The sequence below is a fragment of the Chromohalobacter sarecensis genome, assembly GCF_023061135.1.
In the GTDB taxonomy this organism is placed as follows: Bacteria; Pseudomonadota; Gammaproteobacteria; order Pseudomonadales; family Halomonadaceae; genus Chromohalobacter; species Chromohalobacter sarecensis.
In genome coordinates this window covers 177,071-192,756 of sequence record NZ_JAKGAN010000004.1, presented here as the reverse complement: position 1 = coordinate 192,756, position 15,686 = coordinate 177,071, and the positions used below count along the sequence as shown (strand labels likewise).

At 61.3% G+C, this 15,686-nt stretch carries 12 protein-coding genes and 1 tRNA gene; 4 read left to right on the top strand and 9 right to left on the bottom strand.

Annotated features, from left to right (window positions below; all coding sequences use genetic code 11):
* Positions 1 to 9: 9 nt before the first annotated feature.
* The gene (gene otnI / locus L1071_RS08365) at positions 10 to 795 is read left to right on the top strand and encodes a 2-oxo-tetronate isomerase (RefSeq protein WP_246972279.1); all 786 of its coding nucleotides are present in this window, start codon (positions 10 to 12) and stop codon (positions 793 to 795) included.
* Between the two features lie 59 nt (positions 796 to 854).
* Here the strand turns inward: otnI and fhuE are convergent, their stop codons facing one another.
* From fhuE to dbpA, 3 genes are all read right to left on the bottom strand, one after another.
* Entirely contained in the window at positions 855 to 3,068 is a 2,214-nt protein-coding gene (gene fhuE / locus L1071_RS08360; protein ID WP_246972276.1) for a ferric-rhodotorulic acid/ferric-coprogen receptor FhuE, read from the bottom strand.
* Positions 3,069 to 3,234: 166 nt separating this feature from the next.
* A complete protein-coding gene (locus L1071_RS08355) occupies positions 3,235 to 4,095 on the bottom strand; it encodes a PA4780 family RIO1-like protein kinase (protein ID WP_246972247.1) in 861 nt (286 codons plus the stop codon).
* Between the two features lie 226 nt (positions 4,096 to 4,321).
* Complete coding sequence (gene dbpA, locus L1071_RS08350; RefSeq protein ID WP_246972244.1) at positions 4,322 to 5,716, bottom strand: ATP-dependent RNA helicase DbpA; 1,395 nt, start codon at positions 5,714 to 5,716, stop codon at positions 4,322 to 4,324.
* Positions 5,717 to 6,042: 326 nt separating this feature from the next.
* On the opposite strand from dbpA, the gene L1071_RS08345 reads away from it, so the two are divergent.
* On the top strand, positions 6,043 to 7,449 hold the full coding sequence (locus tag L1071_RS08345) for an MFS transporter (RefSeq protein WP_246972233.1): 1,407 nt from the start codon (positions 6,043 to 6,045) through the stop codon (positions 7,447 to 7,449).
* A gap of 37 nt (positions 7,450 to 7,486) precedes the next feature.
* Complete coding sequence (gene arfA / locus L1071_RS08340; RefSeq protein WP_246972230.1) at positions 7,487 to 9,001, top strand: arabinosylfuranosidase ArfA; 1,515 nt, start codon at positions 7,487 to 7,489, stop codon at positions 8,999 to 9,001.
* A 79-nt stretch (positions 9,002 to 9,080) separates the two neighbouring features.
* Here arfA and L1071_RS08335 read toward each other — a convergent pair.
* From L1071_RS08335 to L1071_RS08325, 3 genes are all read right to left on the bottom strand, one after another.
* Positions 9,081 to 9,157, bottom strand: a tRNA-Arg gene (locus L1071_RS08335).
* A gap of 21 nt (positions 9,158 to 9,178) precedes the next feature.
* Complete coding sequence (locus tag L1071_RS08330) at positions 9,179 to 10,024, bottom strand: HpcH/HpaI aldolase/citrate lyase family protein (RefSeq protein WP_246972227.1); 846 nt, start codon at positions 10,022 to 10,024, stop codon at positions 9,179 to 9,181.
* 11 nt (positions 10,025 to 10,035) lie between these two features.
* Entirely contained in the window at positions 10,036 to 11,241 is a 1,206-nt protein-coding gene (locus L1071_RS08325) for a CaiB/BaiF CoA transferase family protein (RefSeq protein WP_246972224.1), read from the bottom strand.
* Positions 11,242 to 11,397: 156 nt separating this feature from the next.
* Between L1071_RS08325 and L1071_RS08320 the strand changes: the two genes are divergently transcribed.
* Complete coding sequence (locus L1071_RS08320) at positions 11,398 to 12,318, top strand: LysR substrate-binding domain-containing protein (RefSeq protein WP_246972221.1); 921 nt, start codon at positions 11,398 to 11,400, stop codon at positions 12,316 to 12,318.
* A 40-nt stretch (positions 12,319 to 12,358) separates the two neighbouring features.
* Here the strand turns inward: L1071_RS08320 and rep are convergent, their stop codons facing one another.
* The 3 genes from rep to L1071_RS08305 form a co-directional block, all read right to left on the bottom strand.
* Complete coding sequence (gene rep / locus L1071_RS08315; protein WP_378109803.1) at positions 12,359 to 14,410, bottom strand: DNA helicase Rep; 2,052 nt, start codon at positions 14,408 to 14,410, stop codon at positions 12,359 to 12,361.
* 2 nt (positions 14,411 to 14,412) lie between these two features.
* Positions 14,413 to 14,916 (bottom strand): tRNA (uridine(34)/cytosine(34)/5-carboxymethylaminomethyluridine(34)-2'-O)-methyltransferase TrmL, encoded by a 504-nt coding sequence (gene trmL / locus L1071_RS08310; RefSeq protein ID WP_246972205.1) that lies wholly within the window; start codon positions 14,914 to 14,916, stop codon positions 14,413 to 14,415.
* A gap of 174 nt (positions 14,917 to 15,090) precedes the next feature.
* On the bottom strand, positions 15,091 to 15,645 hold the full coding sequence (locus L1071_RS08305) for a YfaZ family outer membrane protein (RefSeq protein ID WP_246972193.1): 555 nt from the start codon (positions 15,643 to 15,645) through the stop codon (positions 15,091 to 15,093).
* Positions 15,646 to 15,686 lie beyond the last annotated feature (41 nt).

Genomic DNA, 15,686 nt, shown 5'->3' with positions numbered 1-15,686 from the left:
AGCTCCTACATGCCCCGTTTTGCCGCCAACCTGTCCATGATGTTCAACGAGGTGCCCTTCATGGAGCGCTTCGCCGAGGCCGCTGCCTGCGGCTTCGAAGGGGTCGAGTTCCTGTTCCCCTATGCGTTCGAAGCCGACGCCATCGCCGCCGAGCTCAAGCGTCATGGCTTGCAGCAGGTGCTATTCAACCTGCCGCCGGGCGATTGGGATGCCGGCGAGCGCGGGATCGCCGCCCTGCCGGGACGCGAGGCGGAGTTCCGCGACAGCGTCGAAACCGCGTTGCACTACGCGAGAGCGCTTGGCTGTCCTCGCGTCCATGCCATGGCAGGGCTGGCCCCCGAGGATGTTTCACGGGAAACATTGCGTGAGGTGTATTTGGAAAACCTGCGCCATGCCGCACGTCGCCTCGCCGAACACGACATCGAGCTATTGATCGAACCCATCAATACCCGCGACATGCCGGGGTATTTCCTCAATCATCAAGCCGAAGGCCATGCGATTGTGGCTGAGCTGAATGAGCCGAACGTCAAGGTGCAGATGGACTTCTACCACACCCAAATCATGGACGGAGATATCTGGACCACCTACCAGCGAAATCGCACGGGCGTCGGCCACATCCAGATCGCCGGCGTGCCCGAGCGCCACGAACCCGATACCGGTGAGGTAAATTATCCGTGGCTATTCGAGCAGTTGGATGCAGACGGTTTCAAGGGTTGGGTCGGCTGCGAGTACAAGCCGCGCGCCGGAACGCGGGCGGGACTGGGATGGTTCGAGGTGTGGAAGCGGCAAGTGTAAATACCGAGACGCTCGCAACGCCCCGGCGCTCATAAGCACCGGGGCATATATCAAGACACTTAGAACGAATAAGTCAGCGTGGAGGTCACCCGTCGTGGTTCACCATAGACGCCATAGGTGTCGAAATAGCTATAGTACGTCTCGTCGAACAGGTTCTGCACGTTGACCTGCAACGCCAACTGCGGTGTGAACTGATAACGACCGAAGACATTCGCGACCGCGTAGCTGCTCTGTTCGTAGTCGCGCGTTCCGCCACCGGGCGCCGCCTGATCGTCGATGAAGGTATCGCTTTGCCACCGGGCCCCGCCGCCAATCGTCAACTGACGCCACTGTGGCACGCGATAGCTGGCAAACAGGTTGGCCTGGGTGCGCGGACGGTCGGTGTTGAACGATCCTTCGGCGGAGGTCGCCGTGTAGTGGGTGAAGCCGACCGTCATCTCGAGATCGTCAGTCACCGCGCCGGTGACCTCCGCCTCGAAGCCTTCGCTGACCACATCGCTGACCGGAGTCGCAGTCGTAATAGCTGAGCCAGGCGTGCTGACGATATCGGCCACATTGTCTTGCTCAAGCCTGAATACCGAGAACGAGGCGTTGAGCAATCCATCGAGCCAGGCGGCTTTGACGCCGGTCTCGTAGTTCTTGCCCACGAGAGGGTCCAAGTAACCGTTGCCGCCTGCCAAACGATAACTCTGCGGCTGGAAGATCTCGCTATAGCTTAAGTAGGCGGACCAGACATCGTTGATGTCATAGACCAGGCCGCCATACGGGGTGATGTCGTCTTCGTCCTGCGAATGGTTGCCCAAGCTGCTCGACCAGGTACTGCCATGCCAGTCGGTGTAGCGTGCGCCGACGATCAGCGTCAGCGGCTCGGCCAGCGAGAAGCGCGCAACGCCATAGAGGGCCTTCTGGCGCACACTGGCGCTCTCCGACGGCGAGAAACCCGGCCAATCCAGATCCGCTGTCGAGCCATCCCAGTTGTTGAAGTCACCGACTTCGATAGCCCCCGACGTGAAGTTACTTTCGTAATCGTTGCTCTGATCGCTATAGCTACCACCCACGACGAGCTCATGTTCACGACCGAACAGCGCGAACGGACCTTTCACATAGGCGTCGGCAGAATCCACATCACGATCACCGCGATTCCAGCCGGTATAGAAAACGGGGCCTTCACCAGTGACCGGGTCAGGCGATGAGGAAAAGGCAGTATCGAAGTAGGGCGACATCAGACGCGAATCTAGATCCGACTCTTCGTGCGTCGCCGTTCCGTGCAACTCCCAGCCATTGCCGAAGCGGTGATCAATCTGCGCGAATACTTTCTTCGATTCGTGATCGCTGTAAGACCAGTCCGGGGCCACGCTAAAGGAGCGAGAGTAATCCGTCTCGCTGCCATCGCTGTACCAGAGTGGTAGCCCGCCCCAAGTTGGAGACGACGCGTGCGTGTCCTGATAGTCGTACCCGAGCGAGAGGGTGGTACTGTCGGTGACGTCGGCGTCGATCACCAAGTAGCCGAACTTTTCGCGATCAGAGGAACGATCCAGATAGGAGTCGCTGTCGTCGTAACCGCCGACGAAGCGCGCCCGCACATCGCCGGACTCGGTCAGCGGCGTGGTGACATCGACCACGCCGCGGCGCTGGTCCCAGCTCCCCAGCGTGCCGGATACCGAGCCCGTCAGCTCACGACTGTCGGCGTGCTTGCGCACGAAATTGACCGAGGCTCCGGGGTTCCCGGCCCCCGTCATCAGGCCGTTGGCGCCGCGCACCACCTCGACCCGATCATAGATCGCCGTGTTCTGGGATCCCTCGCCGAAGTACCAGCGGCTGTCCGTGTTGAGCGTGGGAATCCCGTCATACTGGTAGGAATTAATGCGGAAGCCACGCGAATAGAAGCTCACGCGGCGGCTATCGATCTTGCTGGCCGATACGCCCGTCGTGTTGGTCAGGACGTCTTCGATGTCCTGCAGGTTCTGATCCTTGATCCGCTGCTCGGTAACGATACTGAGCGCCTGAGGAACTTCTTTGGGGCTCAGCTCGAAACGTGTCCCGGCTGTCGTGCTACGGCGGGTATAGCCGACGTTCTCATAGAGATTTTGCGCGGTAATAGTGACCGTCTCCAGCTCATCAGAATCGCTGGACTGGGCCAGGGCCGACGGGGAGAGCAATACGCTGGTCGAGGAAAAAAGCACCAGCGACACGACATGGCGGGGGCATACGCGGACCTGTGCCCTTCCGCACTCACGGGCCGGCTCTGCCAGCCACCAGGACGTCTTTTTCATTGTGTTCCCTTGATGGCGCGTCATAGGCACCAAATTTATAGATCGTTTCCAAACGACGAAGTATGGAAACCCCTATCTCAAGAGTCAATGATTATGATAAATATTCGTATTTACCACCCATCCTGGAACGTACCTCCACGGAGTCACCGCCACGCAAGCCGATGATTCAGTCGTCTTCCTCGAGGTCGTCACGCTCACGTTCGCGGCGCTCCTCGGCCTCTTCGCGAGCATCGTCGATCACCGCCATCAGCTCCATCACGTCGACATCGAGGGTGTCGGGCTCGAAGTGCCCGGTGAGTCGGCTATCCGGATGCAGCTCGCCGGCTTCATAAAGCGCCCAGATTTCCTTGCCATAGTCGGTATTCAGCAGCGCCGGCTCGAAGCGCCCGAACCAGGCACGCATGTTATCGACGTCGCGCACCAGCAGCATCGGCGCGCTGTTGTTGCCCGCCGCGTCGACCGCCTGGGGCAGGTCGATGATCACCGGCCCGTCTTGATCGACCAGCACGTTGAACTCGGAAAGATCGCCGTGTACCAATCCGGCACATAGCATGCGCACCACGTCGGTGATGATCCGATCATGATACTCGCGCGCCTTTTCCGGGCTCAGCGCCACCTCGCCAAGCTGGGGCGCGACGCCGTCTTCGCCGTCGCTGATCAGATCCATCAGCAGCACGCCGTCGACGAAGCCATGCGGGCGCGGCACACGCACATCCGCTGCTGCCAGCCGGTACAGCGCATCGACCTCGGAGGTAAGCCAGGCCGCTTCCTGCTCCTTCTGGCCATAGCGGGTCTTCTTGGCCATCGCTCGGGCACGCCGTGTGTTGCGCGCCTTGCGACCCTCCTGATACTGAACGGCCTGCTTGAAGCTACGCTGGCTGGCTTCCTTGAAAACCTTGGCACAACGCAGCTCGTCACCGCAGCGCACGACGTAAACCTGGGCTTCCTTGCCGCTCATCAACTGGCTGACGACCTCATCGATCAACCCGTCGTCGATCAGGGGCTGGAGTCTCTTGGGTACTTTCATATCACCTTATGTATAGTATGGGCCAATAATCGGCAAAGCATCGCATGGTCGTCCATCAATGCAAGCGCCAGAAAAGCAGTCTAGGGAGGAAGCGCTGACAAATAGTCGAGCGGGATAAAGCGCAAGGCGCACGGAGCACAGGAACCGGAGCCTATGGGGTATAGGTGAGGATTCCGCGCACCGCGCAACGTAGCGATTTGCCCGCGCAGACATTTGTCAGGGTTTCCTAGCGGGTGACACGGCGCGCCCGGAACGACCGCCCCTTGATCCGTCCATTGGCGAGTTGATCGAGTGCAGCGCGGACGACCTCGCGCTCGACGGCGACAAAAGCGCTGCGATCGGTGACCTGGATCTTGCCGACCTGCTCGCCGGCGATCCCGCCCTCGCCTGTCAACGCGCCGAGGATATCGCCGGGGCGCACCTTTTGCTTCTTGCCGGCGCCGAGTTGCAGCGTTGCCATGCGCGGCGTAAACGGCCGTGCGTCGCCACGCAGCGGCGGCAACGGCTCGCAGGCCAGCGCCTCGCCGAGGAAATCGCCAAGCTTGTCGAGCCGATAATATTCGCTCTCGGCGACCAGCGTGCAGGCGACGCCACTTCCGCCTGCTCGACCGGTGCGTCCGATGCGGTGCACGTGGACCTCGAGTTCGCGGGCGATCTGATAATTGAACACCGCGTCCAGGGCGTCGATATCCAACCCGCGCGCCGCCACATCGGTGGCGACTAGGATCGACACACTCTTGTTGGCGAACATCGCCAGGATACGATCGCGATCGGGCTGCTCCAGGTCCCCATTGAGCGCCAGCGCGGAAAAACCCGCCGCGTTCAGGGCGTCGGCGACCTGCAGGGTCTCGCGCTTGGTATTGCAGAACACCACGCTGGATTCGGGGCGGATATCGAGCAACAGCCGTTCCAGTGCCGGCACGCGGGCATCTTCGCCCGCGACGCGGTAGAAATGCTGACGGATGCTGGTGTCGTCATGGGTCGAGGCAACCTCGACGTTCAGCGGCTCACGCATCATGCGCTCGGCGATAGGCCGGATACCCGGACCGTAAGTAGCGCTGAACAACAGCGTCTGGCGTGAAGTCGGCGCCTGGCCGACAATCGCCTCGATGGCCGCCTGAAAGCCCATATCGAGCATGCGGTCGGCTTCATCCAGCACCAGCGTGTTCAGCGCGTCGAGTGCCAGCGAGCCCTTGCGCAGATGCTCCTCGATGCGTCCCGGCGTGCCCACTACCACATGCGCGCCATGTTCCAGCGAGTCCCGCTGCGGCTTGAGCGGCGCCCCGCCGCACAGCGTCAGCACCTTGACGTTGCTGAGCCCACGCGCCAGCCGGCGCAACTCGCCGGCGACCTGGTCCGCCAGTTCACGGGTTGGGCACAGCACCAATCCCTGCACACGAAACGCCTTGGTCTCGAGCCTTGAGAGCACCCCCAGACCGAACGCGGCGGTCTTGCCCGAACCGGTCTGACCCTGGCCGATCACGTCGCGTCCGGCGAGGATCGCCGGCAGGCTCTCGGCCTGGATCGGCGTCATGGCGTGATAGCCCAGCGACTCCAGGTTGATAAGCAGCTCTGGCGCCAGCGGCAAGGTAGCGAAATCGGATGATGGTGAATCGGACACAGCGGCAAATCCTGTCGTGAAGCTGGCCACGCCATGCGCGCGAATCAGGTGACGCGTGATAGCGAGTGAGTGACCAAAGATGGAATGGCGGCAGGATAACAGAATCGCGCCAGCAGCGTGCGCGCAAGCAATCATGCATTACCTAGCCCCACTTTCGTCGCGCATCTTTGGTCGCATTACATACAGAAGTGTTTGTAATAGGCCGCTCTCTCTTCATCAATAACTATTTAAGTATCAAAAACAAGAAATACATATATTAGATAGAATATCAAGCAAGCACCTAAGCTTCGCAGGCTCAATAAAGAACAAGCCTTCGGGAGCCTGCGATGCGTAACGCCAAGCTCAGCGTGATGGAGAAGATCGGTTTCGGCATGGGTGACGCCGGCAACAACATGACCTTTGCCGCCGTGGTCATGTATCTCTCCTATTTCTATACCGATGTCTACGGCATCTCGCCGGCCATCGTGGGTACCATCTTCATTTCCATGCGCTTCGTGGATGCCATCACCGACCCCCTCATGGGGGCGCTGGCGGATCGAACGCGTAGCCGCTGGGGGCGTTTCCGTCCCTACATACTGTTTGTGCCCGTGCCCTTGGCCGCTTCCTGTGTGCTGATGTTCACTACCCCCGACTGGTCGGAGTCGGCCAAGATTGGCTACGCCTTCGCCACCTATTTCGCAATGTCGCTCCTCTACACGGCGGTGAACATTCCCTACTGCGCGCTGGGCGGTGTGATCACCGACGATCACCGCGAGCGGGTATCGTTTCAGTCCTGGCGCTTTATCCTCGTCGGCGTGGCCTACCTGATTCTCAACAGCAGCCTGATGCCACTGGTCGAATTACTCGGCAGCGGCGACGAGACCCAAGGCTTTCAGTACACCATGGCCATCATGTCCGTGATCGCACTCGCCATGTTCGGCTTCTGCTTCGCCACGGTGCGCGAGCGTGTTCACCCACCCCTACAAAAACAGGAAAAGCTGACGGCCACGCTCAAGTCCCTGGCCATGAATATCAAATGGCGGATCATCCTGGGCGTTACCTTCCTGCAAGCGCTGCAGTTCTTCCTCCGTCAGGGCGCGGCGATCTATTTCGCAACCTACGTGCTGGGCTTCGGCACCACCGGCATCTCTGTCTTCATTACCGCCGGTGCACTAGCCAGCATCGCCGGGACCGCTCTCTCGCCCCGGCTCAGTCAGCGCATCAGCAAACGCAAGGTGTTTCAAGTCAGTACCGTGGCCTTGATTGGGACATCGTGCCTGCTGTTCTTCGTGCCTGGGCAGTGGGGCATCGTGGCGACGGTGTTGTTCGTGCTGGTCAGTTTCATGCACGGCATCGGCGCACCGATTTCATGGGCACTGATGGCCGACGCCGAGGATTATGGCGAATGGAAGACCGGACAGCGTAATACCGGGGTCTCCTTCGCGGGCAATCTATTCTTTCTCAAAATGGGGCTCGCCGTTTCCGGCGGCATGATCGGCTTTCTGCTGTCCTGGGGCGGCTACCAGGCCAATGTCGATCAGCAGAGCAGCACGGCGCTGCTGGTCATCACGCTGCTATTGACCCTGATTCCGGCGCTGGTCTCCCTGCTGATGTTCTGGACCACGTACCTGTTCGGTCTGAATGACGATGACATGGACCAGGTTCGAGGCGCTCTCCAGGCCCGCCGGCCCGAACAGGATTCCTCATCCGCATCTCCGAACGCGCCGTCTGCCGATGACCCGGCCTATACCTGATTTCAACCCTATCTTTCCCCGTTACAAGGAGCCTGACATGCATACTCGCGTCACCCTGCACCGCGATTTCATCATCAGCGAGATCGACGAGCGCCTCTACGGCGCCTTCCTCGAGCACATGGGCCGAGCCATTTATAGCGGCATCTACGAACCCGGCCACCCCGAGGCGGACGAAGATGGCTTCCGTCGCGACGTGCTGGGCATGGTCAAGGAACTCGCGCCGCCCATCGTGCGCTACCCGGGTGGCAACTTCGTCTCCGCCTACAACTGGGAAGACGGTATCGGCCCCCGCGAGGAGCGCCCGGTACGCCTCGACCTGGCCTGGCACAGTCGCGAGTCCAACCAGATCGGCATTCACGAATTCGCCGACTGGTGCGAACTGGCCGGCATCGACATGATGCTGGCGGTCAACCTCGGCTCACGCGGTATCGACGCCGCCCGCAACTTTCTCGAGTACGTCAACCATCCCGAGGGCAGCGCCTGGAGCGACCTGCGGATCCGCAACGGCCGCCAGCAACCCTGGGACGTCAAGCTGTGGTGCCTGGGCAACGAGATGGACGGCCCCTGGCAGGTCGGTCACAAGAACGCCGACGAATACGGCCATCTCGCCAACGAGACCGGCAAGGCGCTGAAGGCCTACGATAGCAGCCTCGAGCTGGTCGCCTGCGGCTCCTCCAACCCCGACATGGCCAGCTACCCCGAGTGGGAAGCCACCGTGCTCGATCACTGCTACGAGACGGTCGACTACATATCGCTGCACATGTACTTCACCAACTACGCCGACGACCTGGGCAGCTACCTGGCGCTCAGCGAGAAACTCGACCGCTACATCGGCTCGATCGCCGGCGTGATCGACTACATCAAGGCCAAGAAGCGTTCCCAAAAGGACGTGCACATCTGCTTCGACGAGTGGAACGTCTGGTATCACAGCACCGAGCGCGACAAGCGCATCCTGCAGGGCAACGACTGGCCCTTTGCGCCGGCAATCCTCGAAGACGCCTATAATGTCGAGGACGCGCTGCTGATTGGCTGCGTGCTCAATACCTTCATCCGACGTTCCGACCGCGTGCGCATCGCCTGTATCGCTCAACTGGTCAACGTCATCGCCCCGATCATGACCGAAAGCGAGGGTGGCGCCTGGCGTCAGACGATCTTCTACCCGCTGTATTTCGCTTCCTGCTTCGGCCGTGGCAAGGCCCTGCAACTGGCCGTCGACAGTCCGACCTACCCGGTGGATGAGCTCGGGGACGTCCCCTATCTGGACGTTTCCGCCGTGCACGACGAAGCCCAGGGAACCATCGCCCTGTTCATCGTCAATCGCCGTCCCAGCGATTCACTTGAGTTCGATGTCGATCTGGGCGGTTTCACGTCCTGTCAGCTCAAGGAGCACCAAACCATCGACTATCCCGACATGAAAGCGGCCAATACCGCCGAGCGCCCCGAGCATATTCGGCCCACGCCCGGTCAGGGGCTCACCGTCGATGGCACAGTACTCGAGGGCAAACTCGCACCGCTGAGTTATCACATGGTGCGTCTGGACGTGGCGGAGTGAAGCGTCACTCAAAAGCGTAAAGGCGAGAAATGAAGACGAAAAAAGCCCGCGAGATGACTCGCGGGCTTTTATAGATTCGTGGCCCGCCCTGAAGGATTCGAACCTTCGACCTTTGCCTCCGGAGGGCAACGCTCTATCCAGCTGAGCTAAGGGCGGAACGCGGCATATCCTACTGCGTCAGGACAGGGGTTGTCCACCGCGAACGCCCGCTTCGTGCTTGGCGAGGATGCCTTGGGCGCGGCGAATGACCGGCGCGTCGACCATCTGGCCTTCGACGCTGAACGCGCCTGCCTGGTGGCTGGCGCCGTCGACCACTTGCCTGGCCCAGGCGACGTCGGCCTCGCTGGGGGAAAACGCGTGGTTGACAGCGGGCAACTGCCGGGGATGAATGCATAGCATGCCGGCGAAGCCCATCTCCTTGGCGTGAACGGCCGTGCGCGCCACGGCATCCGTGTCATCGATGGCGGGATGGGGGCTTTCAAGCGGCGCGGCCAGGCCCGCCGCGCGCGAATGGACGACGAGTTGATAGCGTCCCTGATCGAGCATTTGCCGAGCGCCCGGCGTCTCGGGTGTCAGCCCCAGCTCGGTGATCATATCCAGCGCCCCGAAACTTAGCCGTTCGACGCCAGCAACGCCGGTCAGGCTAGGCAGCGCCAGCAGGCCTTGCGCCGTTTCGATCAGTGGCCACAACGGCTTGCCGCAGGCAGCGGCTTTTTCCAGTGCCTGGCAGGACTCGGCCTTGGGCACGATCACATGCGTGATCGCCGCCTGGCGCGTGCACATCGCCAGATCGGGTTCATAGTGCGGGGTAGCGTGGGCATTGATGCGCACCATGAGAGAGGCCTGTGGATTGTCCGCCAGGAAGGCCTCGAGCGTGTCCCGGGCGTGGGCCTTGTCGCCGTCGTCGACGGCGTCTTCCAGATCGACGATGACGGCATCCGCCGGGCTGGCCAGAGCCTTGGCGATACGATCCGGCCGGGTGGCCGGCACGAATAGAAGAGAGCGCAGGGCGTGTGGATTCATCAGAAGCTCCGTCAGATGATGCGGTTATCTTTCAAGCGCTGGATATCGTCGCGACCATAATCCAGCTCGGCAAGGATCATCTCGCTGTGCTCACCCAGCGCGGGTACCGGCTGCATCCGAGGAGCATAAGCACTGCTTTGTCCCGGCGGCAGCAGGGCCGGAATCTCGCCCGCCGGGCTGTCGATACGCGTCCAGCGCTGACGCGCCTTGAGTTGCGGATGCGCCCAGACGCCATGCATGTCGTTGACGTTGGCATTGGCGATCTGCGTCTCATCGAGGCGTGCAAGCACTTCTTCCGCCGTCATCCCGCCAAATACGCGCACGATAAGAGCGCGCAACTCGTCACGATGCTCGGAGCGCCTGGCATTGGTGGAGAAACGCGTGTCTCCAGCCAGCTCAGGCTGCTGCAGCACCTTTTCACAGAAAGCCTGCCACTCGCGCTCGTTCTGTAGGCCCAGCATCACAGTCTTGTCGTCGCCGGTCGGAAACGGTCCGTACGGGTAGATAGTGGAATGCGAGGCGCCGGCTCGAGGCGGCGGTTCGGCGCCGTCGAACGCATAGTACATGGGATAGCCCATCCACTCGACGAGACTCTCCAGCATCGACACGTCGATATGGCTACCCACACCGGTGCGTCCGCGCAGCAACAAGGCAGAAAGAATATTGCTGAAGGCATACATGCCGGCAGCGATATCGGCGACCGAACAGCCCGCCTTGGCCATGCCTTGCGGGTCCGGCGTGCCCGTCGTCGACAGAAAGCCTCCCTCGCTCTGAATCAAAAGGTCGTAGGCCTTCTTGTCATGATAGGGGCCGTCTTCGCCATAGCCCGAGATGTCACACACGATCAGTCCTGGAAAGTCGGCGTGCAGTGTGTCGAAGGACAGTCCCAGACGCGTCGCGGCACCCGGCGCCAGATTTTGTACCAATACGTCGGCTTGACCCAGCAAACTGTCCAGAATCGTCCTGGCCTCGTCATTCTTGACGTCGAGTGTCAGGCTTTCCTTGGAGCGATTGGTCCAAACGAAATGAGAAGACAAACCGTTGACCCGCGCATCGTAGCCACGCGCAAAATCGCCGACGCCAGGGCGCTCGACCTTGATGACGCGCGCGCCCATGTCCGCCAACTGCCGGGTGCAGAAAGGTGCGGCGATCGCGTGTTCCAGGCTCACGACGGTCACGCCGTCCAGGGGACGTTGAAAAGTCGATAATGCTGTCATGCATATGTTCCTTGGCTGTCGCCTATGGGGCTGGTGCTTTCAGCATGCACTGAGAAAATGCGTATGGTGAATTTGCATTTACGCAAGGCAGGGTTTGGCCAAGCCGAACACCAAAGACTGTGATTAAACCTTCACTTAATGCTCGGGAAACACATCATGCATTTCGATTTGCCGGATTTGCGCTTGTTCGTTCACGTTGCCGAGGCCCATAGCATGACGGGCGGAGCTCAGCGCGCCCACCTTTCAACGGCATCCGCCAGCACCCGCATGAAAACCCTCGAGGGCCAATTAGGCAGTCGGCTTTTCTATCGCAGCAGTCAAGGAGTGGAGACGACCCCGGCGGGTGAGCGGCTGCTCCGGCATGCGCGGACGATCCTGCGGCAGGTCGAGCATGTGAAAACCGATTTCTCGGGCTATGCCGAAGGGGCGGCCGGTCATCTACGCATCTTTGCCAACACGACGGCCGTGAGCGACTTCATGCCGGACGTATTGGCTCAATTCCTTGCCTCCCGGCCCGGCGTTACCATCGATCTCAAGGAACGCTTGACCCATGACATCATGCGCGGCGTGCTCGATGGGGCAGCCGATATGGGCATCGTGGCGGGTGACGTCACATCACAGGGACTGCAATGCGTGCCTTTCAGCCGGGACCGACTGGTCCTTGTCGTCCCGCAAGGGCATGATCTCGCGGCAAAACATCAGGTCGCCTTCCACGAAAGCCTGAATTATCGCCATATCGGTCTGCACGACGGCAGCACGCTGATGCAGTTCCTGAAAGAGCAGGTTCAGGATCTGGGACAACCCCTCCCCCTGAGAATCCAGGTTCTCGGCTTCGAGTCCGCCTGTCGGATGATCGAGGCCGGCGTTGGCATCGGCATTCTACCGGCCTCTTGTGCTCAGCGTTATCGGCAAACGATGGACATCAGGCTCATTGCATTGCAGGACACATGGGCCCACCGCGAACGTAGCATCGTCGTCCGCGAAGTGGATGCCTTGCCGAGTTGTGGCCAACAGTTGCTGGATGCCATCGTCAACTATCCGGGGTTTGTCGAACCTGGCCAGCTAAAAGCAGAGTGACCCCGAGAAAGCCCCACATGTACCGGCGCCGAGATCCACACTACCCCAACAGCGAGCGCAGCCCGGCGATGGCGTCCTTGCCGCGCGCCTGTTTTTTCTCCGGGTCTTCCTTGTCGGCGCGGCCTTCCCATTCCAGGTCGTCCGGCGGGAGCTCCTCGAGGAAGCGGCTAGGAGTGCAGTCGAGCAGCTCGCCGTAGGTCTTGCGCTGACGGGCCAGCGTCAGTGTCAGCGTGCGCCGCGCGCGGGTGATGCCGACATAGGCGAGGCGGCGTTCTTCTTCGATGGTGCCGGCCTCGATCGCGTTACGGTGCGGCAGCAGTTCTTCCTCCAGCCCCATCAGATAGACGTGGGGGAACTCCAACCCCTTGGAGGCGTGCATGGTGAGCAACTGCACCCGGTCGGAGTCGTCTTCCTCGGCCTGCTGCTCGAGGATGTCGCGCAATACCAGGCGCGATATCGCCGACTGCACGTCGTCGGTTTCCTCGGAGGCTTCGCCGTCTTCATCGTCACGATGCATCGACTTCTCGAGCTGGTCGACCAGCGTCCACACATTGGCCATGCGCCGCTCAGCGACGGTCGGGGCGCTGGCATTCTGGAATAGCCAGGCCTCGTAATCCATGTCCCGCAGCATTTCGCGAATCGCCGCGATGGCGTCGCCTTGGTCCATTCGCTTGCGCACCCCATCGATGAAGTGCGTGAAGCGCGACAGGCGCTCCACGGCACGCGTCGGCAGGACCTGTTCGAGGCCGATTTCGTGGCAGGCGGCGAACAGCGAGACATGCCGCTCGGTGGCGTAGTTGGCAAGCTTTTCCAGGGTCCCGGGACCTACCTCGCGGCGCGGCACGTTGACGATACGCAGGAAGGCGTTGTCGTCGCCGGGATTGATCAGCAAGCGCAGGTACGCCATGGCGTCCTTGATCTCGTTGCGCGAGAAGAAGGACGTGCCACCGGAGAGCTTGTAGGGAATCTGGTAATGCTGGAGCTTGAGTTCCAGCAGTCGTGCCTGGAAATTGCCGCGATACAGCACCGCGAAGTCGCGCCACTCGGCACGCTCCTTGATGCGGCGGGTGAGGATCTCGCTGGCCACACGCTCGGCCTCGGCTTCCTCGTGGCGATTGACGATGACGCGAATGGCGTGGCCCTGGCCCATCTCCGACCACAGCGTCTTTTCGTAGACGTGAGGGTTGTGGCCGATCAGCGTATTCGCCGCGCGCAGGATGATCCCGGTGGAGCGATAGTTCTGCTCCAGCTTGATCACGTTGAGACGCGTGAAATCCTCGCCCAGCGTCACCAAATTCTCGGGCCGCGCACCGCGCCAGGCATAGATCGACTGGTCGTCGTCGCCGACCACGGTGAAGGTGGCGCGCTCGGCCATCAGCAACTTGACCAGCTGATACTGGCTGACGTTGGTATCCTGGTACTCGTCGACCAGCATGTAATGGATCTTGCGTTGCCAACGGGCCAAGGCCTCGGGGTTGTCGCGCAGCAGCACCACCGGCAGCAGAATCAGGTCGTCGAAATCGACCGCGTTGTAGGCCTTGAGATGGCGATTGTAGGCTTCATACACCCGCGCGGCGTATTGTTCGTCTTCGTCTGCCGCATGCGAGATCGCCTGCCCCGGCAGCACCAGATCGTTCTTCCACTGCGAGATCTGATGCTGCACGGCGTTGATCTGCTCGGCATCGGTATCCGCTTCCTTCTGCATCAGGTCGCGCAGCAACGCCTTGGCATCCTCGGGATCGAACAGCGAAAACCCCGGCTTGTAGCCCAGCGTCTTCAATTCACCACGAATGATGTTGAGTCCCAGGGTATGGAAGGTCGATACCGTCAGGCCGTGGCCCTCGCGACCCTTGAGCATCTGCCCCACGCGCTCCTTCATCTCGCGCGCCGCCTTGTTGGTAAAGGTCACCGCCGCGATCTTGCGCGCGCTCATCCCGCATTCCTGCACCAGGTAAGCGATCTTGGTAGTGATCACGCTGGTCTTGCCGGACCCGGCGCCCGCCAGCACCAGGCACGGGCCGTCGATATAACGCACCGCTTCCTGCTGACGCGGATTGAGGCCGGCAATGCGCTGTTGAATAGAGCTGGGCATGCTCATGTGTGAACCGTGTCCATCGCGGCCACGCCCGACACGGGGGCGGCCCCGGCGAACTCGAGCTGGCGCCAGGCTTCGAAGACCAGGATCGCGCAGGCATTGGAGAGATTCAGGCTGCGGCTATCCGGCAGCATGGGGATGCGCAGGCGTTGCGCTTCCGGCAGCGCCTCCAGCATCGTCTGCGGGAGACCGCGGGTTTCGGGGCCGAAGACCAGCGCATCGCCTTGCCGATAGGCGACGTCGTGATACCCGGTGCGACCACGCGTGGAGACCGCCAGCACGCGCGCCGGTTGCACGCTTTCCACAAAGGCATCCCAGTCGGCATGCACCTTGACCCGCGCCCACTCGTGGTAGTCGAGCCCGGCGCGACGCAGGCGTTTGTCGTCGAGCGCGAAGCCCAGCGGCTCGATGAGATGAAGACGAAAGCCGGTGTTGGCGCACAAACGGATGAGATTGCCCGTGTTGGGCGGAATTTCGGGCTCAAAGAGTACGATATCGAGCATGTGGATCACTCTGCCAATGGCGGCGATGTGTCTGCATGATACGCAATCGGCGCCCCGAATGGGACGCCGATGTTGCTTTCTACAGCGCCCCGAAGCTGGCGCCACCGCTCGTAGCCCGCAGCTCGTAGCTCGTAGCTCGTAGCTCGTAGCTCGTAGCTCGTAGCTCAGGATATGCTAGAAGCCGACGCTGACGCCCAGCACCGGGCCGCTATCGAGCGTATGCTCACCGCTCTCGTCGAAGTCGGTGCGGTAATAGCGATAGCCGCCATAGAGATAAGTCTGCGAGACGACATTGACCCGTGCCTGGGCGCCATACTCGTAGCTCTTCTCGATGTCGCCGTGGCTCAGGCCGTCCGGCGTATAAAAGCCGTAACCGCCCACTGAGGTCAGCGGAATCGGCGTGTCGACATAGGCCGAACCGCCGAGCCCGACGCCACCACCGTCACCGTAGTGCGTGTCCTGGTATTGATAGCGCGCGCCCACCGAGAGATCGACCAGCGGCAGATATGGCGAGAACATCAACGACCCGGAATAGGCATCGGCGTCATGGCCGCTATCGTCGGAGGTGAAGTAACCGACACTGGCACGCAGGGTGGGAAAGATGCTCTGGCTCGCTTCGATCCCCTGCGAGTCGGCGCCGGCATTGGCGGAAACGCTGAGCGCCATGGCCTGCTGGCTGGCTAGCAGGAGACCGGCGGAGGTGAGTGCGAAACCGAGTGACTTGATCATGGGAGACTCTCGCAAAAGATGGTGAACACCATCATCACTAT